The organism is Candidatus Phytoplasma meliae (assembly GCF_016876135.2).
Genome location: NZ_JACAOD020000018.1, coordinates 41,840 through 52,656, shown reverse-complemented (window position 1 = coordinate 52,656; position 10,817 = coordinate 41,840). Strand labels below are relative to the sequence as shown.

Annotated in this window: 7 protein-coding genes; all 7 read right to left on the bottom strand. The window is 28.2% G+C overall.

Features of this window, described 5'->3' with window-relative positions; all coding sequences use genetic code 11:
- Positions 1-47 precede the first annotated feature (47 nt).
- The 7 genes from ftsH to mgtA all read right to left on the bottom strand — a co-directional run bounded on the left by ftsH (position 48) and on the right by mgtA (position 10,612).
- Positions 48-1,853: an ATP-dependent zinc metalloprotease FtsH gene (ftsH, locus tag CHTY_RS03475; RefSeq protein ID WP_246454105.1), complete on the bottom strand. Its 1,806-nt coding sequence runs from the start codon at positions 1,851-1,853 to the stop codon at positions 48-50.
- 3 nt (positions 1,854-1,856) lie between these two features.
- Entirely contained in the window at positions 1,857-3,389 is a 1,533-nt protein-coding gene (locus tag CHTY_RS03470) for an ATP-binding protein (RefSeq protein ID WP_203552430.1), read from the bottom strand.
- 30 nt (positions 3,390-3,419) lie between these two features.
- Entirely contained in the window at positions 3,420-4,937 is a 1,518-nt protein-coding gene (locus tag CHTY_RS03465) for a DUF2963 domain-containing protein (RefSeq protein WP_203552429.1), read from the bottom strand.
- Between the two features lie 222 nt (positions 4,938-5,159).
- The gene (gene tsaD / locus CHTY_RS03460) at positions 5,160-6,146 is read right to left on the bottom strand and encodes a tRNA (adenosine(37)-N6)-threonylcarbamoyltransferase complex transferase subunit TsaD (protein ID WP_203552428.1); all 987 of its coding nucleotides are present in this window, start codon (positions 6,144-6,146) and stop codon (positions 5,160-5,162) included.
- Positions 6,147-6,206: 60 nt separating this feature from the next.
- On the bottom strand, positions 6,207-7,073 hold the full coding sequence (locus CHTY_RS03455) for a DegV family protein (protein ID WP_203552427.1): 867 nt from the start codon (positions 7,071-7,073) through the stop codon (positions 6,207-6,209).
- 21 nt (positions 7,074-7,094) lie between these two features.
- Positions 7,095-7,868 (bottom strand): diadenylate cyclase, encoded by a 774-nt coding sequence (locus tag CHTY_RS03450; RefSeq protein WP_203552426.1) that lies wholly within the window; start codon positions 7,866-7,868, stop codon positions 7,095-7,097.
- Between the two features lie 86 nt (positions 7,869-7,954).
- Positions 7,955-10,612: a magnesium-translocating P-type ATPase gene (gene mgtA, locus CHTY_RS03445; protein WP_203552425.1), complete on the bottom strand. Its 2,658-nt coding sequence runs from the start codon at positions 10,610-10,612 to the stop codon at positions 7,955-7,957.
- Positions 10,613-10,817: the final 205 nt, after the last annotated feature.

Genomic DNA, 10,817 nt, shown 5'->3' with positions numbered 1-10,817 from the left:
AAAAAGAGACTTACAAAAGTCTCTTTTCATTATATATATGTTAATAATTAAACTAATTTATCAATTTCTTCTTTGATAATAGTTTCTTTTTCCAGTAATAAATTAGCTATTTTATGAAGTAAATCTTGGTTTTCTTTTAATACATCTTGAGCAATTTGATAACAATTATCAATAATTTTTTTCATAGCATCATTAATAGCTTTTTTATCTGCAAATGGTGAATCTTGCATTAATCCTAAATCACTCATTCCGTATTTAGTAACCATTGCACGGGCTACTCTAGTAGCTGATTGAAAATCTGAGAAACATCCATCACTAATATTATCAAGTCCAAAGATCATTTCTTCAGCTGCCCTTCCTGCCAAAGAACATACAATATTTGCTTGAAAACGTTTTTTAGAATGGAAAAATAATTCTTTTTCTTCCATAAATAAAACATAACCACCTGCTTGTCCACGTGGAACAATGGTAATTTTTTGAATTGCAGGAGCATCTTTTACTTTTAATCCAATAACAGCATGTCCTGCTTCATGATAGGCAGTTTCTTTTCTTTCTTCTTCGGTATATTTACGTGATTTTTTCGCAGGACCCATCCAAACACGATCAATTGCTTCTTGTAAGGTATCCATAGTAATTAGTTTTTCATTATTTCTAACAGTTAAAATAGAGGCTTCATTTAATACAGCAGCAAGTTCTGCTCCACTCATACCAGGAGTTTGTTTGGCTAATTGATGAAAATCAATATCTTTAACTAATTTTTTGTTTTGAGCATGAAGTTTTAAAATAGCTTCTCTGGCTTTAACATCAGGAAGAGTTACCATAATACGACGGTCAAATCTTCCGGGGCGCAACAAGGCAGCATCAAGCATATCAGATCTATTAGTAGCTGCTACAATAATAATTCCTGCAGAAGGATTAAAGCCATCCATTTCAGTTAGAAGTTGATTTAGGGTTTGGTCTTTTTCTGAATTAAAAGAATGACCACCTCTTTGTCCTCCTAATACCTCTATTTCATCAATGAATAAGACACAAGGGGCATTTTTTCTTACTTCTTTAAATAATTCACGAATACGGGATGCACCAACTCCAACATATACTTCAACAAATTCTGAACCTGCTACGGAGTAAAAAGGAACACCTGCTTCTCCTGCTAAAGCTTTGGCAAGTAAGGTTTTTCCTGTTCCAGGAGGCCCTGATAATAAAACTCCTTTAGGAATTTGAGAACCCATATTATGATATTTTTGAGGTTGTTTTAAGAAATCAACCATTTCGACTAATTCTGCTTTTTCTTCTTCATTGCCTGCAACATCTTTGAAAGTGATTTGTTTTTGTTTATTGGTGATTGCAAAATTATTATCTTTTTTGTTAAATGCTCTTGTTCTATAAAGATAAATCATCCACCAAACAGAAGATACCGAAGATAAAATACCTAAAAGAGGATTTAAAACAATGCTAAATGGTTTAGTTTGAAAATATTGCTTATTGTTAAGATAAGTAATTAATTTTCCTTTTTCATCACCAATTTTTTCTAATTTATGAAGAAAGTGAACAAACATAAATTGAGTATCAGCATGAGTATACCATGTTCCGTCATTTTTAGTTTCAACAATTACTTTTTCAATTCCTTCTGAATGTCTAGTAATGCTTCCCCCTAACATCCTTATTTTAATTGATTTTAATTCTTTAACATCTGTTTGTTCTATTTTTTCGATTAATGCTATGGGATTCAAATAACCGTTTTGATCTTCCCATTGTTGCCTTAATTCAAAAAAGAGCAAATATAAAAGTAAACTTGTCATACTTAAAATTATTATAGTTTTTGGTTTTTTTAACATTCTTAATATTTTTGGCATTTTTTAATTTCCTCCCCAAATTTTAAGTTGTTGTTTTTTTTGATATTTTTTAAAAAATAAATAACTACATAAAATCAATAAGATAACAAAAGTTAAAATAGCGCTCCACAATAGTATGCTTTCTGTAATGCTAAAAGTTTTAGTTTCTAAGTTTTGTGGTTTAATAATTTTTTTAAGTTGTTCATCTTGATATTTATCTAAAGCTTTTTGTAAGTTATTTTGAGAAATAGTTGCTTCACCTTCTTGTTCGACAGCCATCAAAGCAGCTTCATTGACAAAATATTTAATTGAAGCAGGACTCATTTTTAATTCATAACATTGTTCTGCCAATGAATTTAAAAATTCATCTTTTAATTGACCATGTTCTTTTAAATCTGATGCAAGATTAATTTTTTTAAGATACAAAGCTAATATTTTTTTAGTATCTTCTTTGTTGGGTAAACTAATTAAAATCTTTTTTTCTAATCTTCCTGGACGCACAACTGCTTCATCTAATAATTCTACTTTATTGGTGGCACCAATTACAATAATAGGATAAGGATGTTTTTTAAAGCCATCTAATTCTGTTAAAAATTGGTTAACAGTTGAATTATGACTCCTAACAGCTCCTCCTGAATCTCCTTCAGTAGCACCTCTTTTACTAAGAATAGCATCAATTTCATCAATAAAAATAACACAAGGTTTATTTTGATGTTGTGCTGTTTTAAACATATCTCTTACTAATGTTTCACTAGCTCCTACTCTCGATGTTGTAAATTCAGGTCCTGATCTATAAATAAAATAAGCTCCTTCTAATTCTTTTTCTAATTGTTCAACAATATAAGTTTTACCTGTTCCAGGAGGACCATGCAAAATATATCCTTTTGGTAGTGTAGCTCCTACATCTTTATATATTTGAAAATCTTTAAAATATCTGATAATATGTTCAAATTCTTTTTTAATTTCTTCGCTTATTATAACATTGGGTAGAAAATCTTTGCTAAAAGTTACTTGTACTTGACCACTAAATTCATCAGACGCAATATTTGCTTTATTTTGGTAAGGAATGAAGTCCACTTTTAACTTATCAATTTGTTGATCGTTTAAAGATATTTTATTTGCTTCTTTTAATTTTTTTAACGCTTGTTTAACGTCCTCTTCTTTTTTATAATTTAATGTTCCTAAATCTATATTATTATTAATTTTTTGGTTCAATTTTTGTTTAATTTCAAAAATTACTTCAACTGCGCCTGATAATTGACTAGAAGTAAGAGTTGCTTTGTTTGTATCAAGAATAAAATTAACTTGTAAATTATTTATATCATCATTAGTTAAAGTTGGATTCTTTTGCTGTAATGCTTTCTTAATATCGCTTTCTAGTGCATATTCTAATAAACCTAAGTTTGTATTTTGAACTTTATCTGGTAATTGATCTTGTTGATTGTGTGTTGTGCCATGTACAACAAGATTAACTATCATATTTCCTAAAAATATAAAACAAATGATGATACAAGATAGTTTTTGAAGTAATAAAATTATCTTTTTATTTTTTTCCATTTATTTTTCCCTTTCTGCATTTTAATAGATTTATTTAGTGTTCCTTTTAACTATTTTTTTCATGTAATAATAATAACCACCCATTCCTCCTGCAATAAGAGCAATGATTATGGTAATTATGATTATAGTCATTTTATGAGATTTATCTTTTGGTGGGTTTGATAGCTTCATTGTTGATTTGGATTTATCTTCTTGTATGTTGTTATTATTTAAATTATCTGCATTATTAGGATTATTAGATGTTTGTGATACCTCTATATTAGCGATTTCAAAAGGGATTTGAACTCTACCACTATATTTGTTAGAACTAACCACTACAAAGTTTTCATTTTGTGGAAATTCAACCATTAATGTTTCATCTTGAAAAGAAGAATTCCCTTGCAGAATAGTTTCTTTTGCTTGTGTTTGGTTTCTTTCTGTAATACGAATCGTTGTTCTATTTGTTAGTTTATTGATTAATGATTCTTGAGGTGGATTATTGTTAGAATTATTTAAAATAATATTATCATTTTCATCTTTAACAAAAGCAATTGTTTTACCATCTTCGTTATATTGGGTTGTTTTGATTCGGTTGCCTGTTGTTGGGTTGTATTCGTCGATGAAGGAAATGGTTCCGTTGTGGTAGTTGGTTGATTTGGTTGGTTTAGATGTGAATGGGTTATATTCGAAAATAAATTTAATTGTTCTATCTGGGTTGTATTTGGTTGCTTTGATTCGGTTGCCTGTTGTTGGGTCGAATTCGTCGATTAAGAAAATGGTACCGTTTCGGTCGTACCACGTAAGTTTGGTTTGGTTGCCTGTTGTTGAATTGTATTCTCGAATGAAAGAAATAGTGCCATCTGGTTTGCATCGGGTTATTTTGATTTGTTTACCTGTTGTTGGGTCATATTCGTTAATACAAAGAAGTTTTTCGGGGTTCATCAGTTTTTCTGTACCTTTAATCAATTTCCCATTACTATGATATTCATATTGTGTAATATATACAATATCATTCCCATTGCTTTTATAAGAAGTTGTTTTAATTAATTCACCACTTTGTGGATCGAATTCATGCATAAAATCTATCTTTTCGCTATTTGGTTGATAATACGTGCTTGTAATAATTTTATTTGTATTTTTATTAAATTTACATATATAATTATAATTTTCATTATCATTTTTTATTTGATAGTAAACATAATTTTCATCATTTTGTATTTCATTAAAAGTTAATTTTAAATGTTTTACAATATTTGTATTTTTTGTATCGATAAATTTAAATTCCCATTTATTAACAGGTAATTGATTTACTTGTGCTACTATTTCATAATTACATAATGTTGTTTTGAATTCATTCAACTTCGCAATTTTATAAGCATCTATAAATCTTTGATGTGCATCGCTATTTTGTTGTGGATCATTCGTAGTTGTGGAATTATCGACTTCTTCAGGTGAGTTTGTTGGAGGAACATCTGCATAAATAAAATTATTATAGTTAAAATAAATTAAAATATTAAATATTAAAAATAATAAAATGTAATAATTTTTATATTTCTTTTGTTTTTGCATTTAAAAATTAACCCTCTTTACTTTTTATTTTCTTATGTGTTAAGTTTAATAGTCATCAATAAATAACTATTAATTACAATTATACACCAAAAAAAAAAAAAAACAAGTTTTATGCTCATATAATCTTGATATCTGAGTATTTTACTTGTTTTTTTATATTTTGGATCACATTTTATTAAAACAAAAAAAGAGACTTATAAAAGTCTCTTTTATATTAATTTATTAAAAAGTTAAATTAGGTAAGGCAGTTAAATCATATTTATAAGTAGCTTTAGTAATTTTATTTTGATAATAAGCAGCAATCCCTATCATAGCTGCTTGATCAGTACAATAAGCAACACTTGGAAAAATAACTTCTAAATGTGTAAAGCAACTACTAAATTTATGTCTTAAACCCATATTAGAAGCCACTCCACCTGTTACAATTAACTGCTTAACAGGATATTTTGTTAACGCTCTTTTAGTTTTTTCAAACAAAACATCAATCACACTAGCTTGAAAAGAAGCACAAATATTTGAAACATTTAAAGTATCAATATTTCGATTAAGAATTAAATTAACTAAATGACTTTTAAGACCCGAAAAACTAAAATTTAAATTATTATTTTTTAAATAAGGTCTCACGAAACAATAAGTATCTTGCCCTTGTTGAGCTAATTGATCAATCAAAGGGCCTCCAGGATATGGTAATTGAAGTACTTTAGCAATTTTATCATAAACTTCTCCCACAGCATCATCTAAAGTGGTTCCTAAAACTTCAATTTGCCCATGTTCTTTTAAATAAAGCAATTCAGTATGTCCTCCTGAAATTAAAAGAACTAATGCTGGAGGTTTAATTTCGTGCTCAATTTGAGCCGCATAAACATGTCCTAATAAGTGATTAATGCCTAAAAGAGGTTTTTGATGAACATAAGCAAAAACATTAGCAGCATTGATGCCAATTAATAAAGAACCAATTAAACCAGGTCCATGGGTAACCGCCACTAAATCAATATCTTGAGGTTGAACTTGTGCTTCTTTTAAAGCTTGTTCCAACACCAAAGTCATAAATTGAATATGTTTGCGTGATGCTATTTCAGGAACTACACCACCAAAAATTTGATGATATTTAATTTGAGAAAAAACAATATTAGATAAAACTGTTTTCCCATCTTGCGTCACAGCAACACTGGTCTCATCACAACTAGTTTCAAAAGATAAAATAATCATATATTCTTCCTTTAAACTTATATCATCTTAAAATTATATTTGCAATATACCAAATGAAACTTATTTTTTAATTTCATTAATATATAAGCCAAAACCTTTATAACCAATATGAGCAGCTATAACAGAAGAAATTTTTCCATACAACGAAATTTGAATTTGAGGATCACCTATTTTCTTAATTTGAGTCATAAGTTCTTGTGCATTTCGATCATCATCAACATAAATCACTTGTATATCTAATATATTATTGGATGTTTTACAATCTATGCTTTTGTTAATTAAATAATCAAGACATTTTTTAAAACTACGAACTTTCTTTTCTATCAATAAAATACTTTTTTGAAATTTCAAAATAGTATGAACCCTTAAAAGATTGCCCAGAAGAGCCCTAAATTTACTAATACGCCCATTATAAGCTAATATTTTTAAGTTTTCAACAGTACAAAATAAGACCCCTTGATCTTGTTCTTGTTTAATTTGTAAAGCTAATGCTTGAGGGATAATATTAGGATTTTGCTCTAATAAATAATGAATTCTTTTTAAAGCGAAAATAACTGCAGGACCAACATTTTCAGTATCAATCACAGTAATTCTTGATTCATTTAATATCTTTTTAGCCAAAAGAGCACTATTAACAGTTCCACTTAATTTATGTGACAAAGTTAAACAAATAATATGTTGATAACCTAAATCAAATTGTTTTTGAAAAGCTTGAATAAAAAGCTCTGGATTAGGTTGACTAGTAGTCACCTTACGTTTTTGATCAATAAATTGAAGTAATTTTTCATTATCGATGGTACCGTCAATATAATCTTGTCCATCAACCATCACAGTTAAAGGAACTATGGAAATATCATTAAATAAATTTTTACCATAATTACTGCCACAAGTAGAATCAACCACAATTCCAAATTTTCTTTTTTGCATTTTGTCCCTCTTTTTTCTGTTTTAATTCATAAAAATTGCTAAATATTCTTGAAGTTTTGTTTTTTCGTTAATTTTAATCATAATCCCTTCTAAAGCAATAGAAATATTACCCGTTTCCTCAGAAACAACAATAGTCATACTATCAGTAGTTTCGCTAATCCCTAAAGCAGCACGATGACGTGAACCTGTTTTTTTATCAAAATTATCATTAGCTGAGGATAGGGTGAAATAAGCACTAGCACACAAAATTTTATCACCTCTCACAATCACAGCTCCATCATGCAAGGGAGTATTAGGGGTAAAAATATTTAATAACAACTCTTTAGAAACATCACCATTAATTAAAATAGCTTTTTGAGCATATTGTTCTAAAGTACTATTTTTTTCAATAGTAATTAAAGCACCTATCTTATGAGAAGAGAGTTCTATTACTGTTTTAATAATTTCTTTTTGAGTTTTATCGCCTCCCATAAAAATATTTCTTCTTTTAACAACCCAATGTTTGCTCCAATTATTCAAAACTACTCTTAAATAAGGAGCTTTGATAATAATAATACTTAGTAAAATAAAATTTAATAAAGTATCATAAAAATAATCTGTAATTTTTACATTAAAGCTATCTTGAAAAAACTTATCAATGGAAGAGTGATGCGATTTTAATAAAAGATGAGTAAGAGAAAAAGACCACAAAAAAAGGTATAAGATTTTTAAAATTTGATATTTTACCAGGAAAAAATGACCAAAAATCAACATTAAGGTCAAAAATAAAAAAGTTAAAAAGGGAGAACCAAACATAAAAAACCTTTCCAAATATTTGAGGTGTCAAGAAATAGGAAGGGGGAGGCAAGATGCATTCACAATTAACACCCCAATATCAAATATTATAATAATTGTTTATTTTTTTTAATAAAGAATTTTTTAGCCCAAAGCATCGCCAAAGCATAAAAGATTAATAATAAAATTAGAAAAAAGCAAATGTCTCGATGAGAACTAAAAATGTTTTTCTCTAACTTCAAAGGTATAGCAATTAAAGGGACACAAGGAGATATAGTAGCAATAATTAAACCTATGACAGAACAAATCATAATCCCAAAAGAAGGAAGATTATGGGGTCCTTTTTTAGGAAAAATTTTATCAGTTCTTAATAAGAAAAGGGTTAACGTTTGTGACCACATCGAAAAAATAAACCAACTAGTTTGAAGTAAAGATTCAGACGCTGCCTCATTAAAGATATATTTTAACCCTATTAAAAATAACAAATCGATTAAAAAGGAAAGGAAGCCAAACCACAACATAAAATTTTTAATATTTTTAAAATCAAATTTACACGGTTTTTTTAAATAAAATGATTCCACATTATCAAAAGGGATCGAAAAACAAATCAAATCATAAACTAAATCTAAAAATAAAATTTGTAAAACTAACATCGGTTGAAAAGGCAAAAAATAACTAGCTAACAAAATACTTAAACAATTACCAAAATTAGCAGATAAAGTAAATTTAATATATTTAATAGCATTAGTATAAGTTTTACGACCTTCTGTTACTCCTTTTTCTAACACGTTTAATTGTTTTTCTAAAAGAATAATATCAGCTATTTCCTTAGTAATTTCAGCACCAGTATCAACACAAATACCTAAATCTGCTTTTTTCATAGCCAAAGCATCATTAATGCCATCACCCATAAAACCAACAACTTTACCTTTTCTTTGAAAAAGACCAACAATCCTAGCTTTGTGCTCCGGCGACAATTTAATAAATAAATAGGTTTTTTGAGCTTGTTCATATAACGATTCATCACTAAGTTGATCAACAATATGACCTTGTAAACAATAAGTAGTATCAATATTTAATTTTTGAGCAATCGCTTTAGTTAAAACTTCATTATCACCTGTTAAAATTTTAACAATAATCCCTTTTTGATGCAATAAAGCGATAGCGTGGGTAGAACTAGGTTTAATCGGATCTAAAAAAGTTAATAACCCGATTAACACCATTTGTTGCTCTTCAATAGGAGTTTGATTAGGAATAATTTGTTTTTGAGCTACTCCTACCACACGCAATCCTTTTTGATTATAAAGCGTTGTTTTTTCTAAAACTAATTGTTTCTCTGTTTTAGTTAAAGGTTTAATAGTTCCTTCCAATTCTAAATAATCACAAACATCAAGAATCTCTTCAATAGCGCCTTTAGTAATCATTTGTTGTCTTTGAGATTGATCCTCAATAACTACACTCATTCTTCTTCTAGTAAAATCAAAAGGTATTTCATCAACTTTAACAAATCGTTGAGAAAGATTTTGCAAAGAAACTTGATGAGCTTCATGATTGCCCATTTTAGTAATAATTGCTTCATCAATTAAACTTTTCAATCCTGTTTGAAAAAAACTATTTAAATAAGCATGTCTTAAAATACGAAAATTCCTAGTTCCGCTTAAATCTAAAAAATCTTCTAAAAAAACTTGATCTTGAGTTAAAGTTCCTGTTTTATCAGTAAATAAAACATTCATAGCTCCAAAACTAGAAATAGCGTTTAAATTTTTAACAATCACTTTGCTTTTAGATAAAGAAACGATTCCCTTGGAAAAAGAAGTGGCAATAATTAAAGGAAGCATTTTAGGGGTTAATCCAAAAGCAATCGTTAAAGCAAATAAGATAGATTGTAAAAGGGATGAATTCGCTGAATTCTTAGAAAAATTCAATAAAAAAACCAAGGGGGTCATTAAAACAATGCATACAATTAATAACTTAGAAATAGCATTTAAATTAGTATCTAAATAAGAAAGTTCTTTTTTTTGATTAATGGTTTTACTAATATGTCCTAAATAAGTATTTTTACCAGTTAAAACAACAATTCCTGTTGCATAACCAGAAATAACTGTCGTTCCTGCCAAAACTAATCTTTGATCTTCTAAGATATTATCATATTGACTTTGCGATTGAGCTTTTTTTTCAATAGGTTCTGATTCACCAGTAAAAGTAGTAGTTTTAACAAAAAAATCCTTAGTTTCAAGCAATTTCATATCAGCAGGAATAATATCGCCTGCAGCCAAAAGAACAATATCTCCAGGAACCACTTCTTCTAAAGGAATTTCTTGTTTTTGACCATTTCGTTTCACAGCGGTTGTATTTTGGACTAATTGCTTTAACTGTGACGTAATTTTTAAATATTTATTTTCTTGAGTAAATTGAACAATCAAAGAACTAATAAACATAATTGCAGTAATAATGATGGTGGTAAAGCTTTTTTCTTCTGATCGAGAAGGAATGATGACATCATTAATCAAAGAGGCTACCATTAAAATTAATAAAATAATATTAAAGGGGGAAAGGGCCATTTGCAATATTTTTTTAAAACAATTATGTTTATTCTCCTCTGATAAAACATTAAGGCCATATAAATTTCTTTGCAAAGAAACTATGGCATTATCTAAACCTTTAGACGAGGAACCCAAAGTTTGCAAAGTTATTTCTGCACTTTGATGACTTGTTTTTTGAAGAAAATTAATCGTTTCTTCACGTGAAAAATAATTTTTTTTCATAATAATAAATAGTCCTTTTTTTTAGATTTGTTAAAAATATAACAAAACTGAAATCATATAAATGACGTTTTTTCGAAAAAGGGCGAAGCAGTAAAGTGATTAAAAAAAGAGTAAAATAAACGTGTTACTACCATTTGAGTAATCCTCAAAATAAATGTTTCTCCTTGTTTCTAAATATTCTGATTGTCAAAATAATAAAATAATG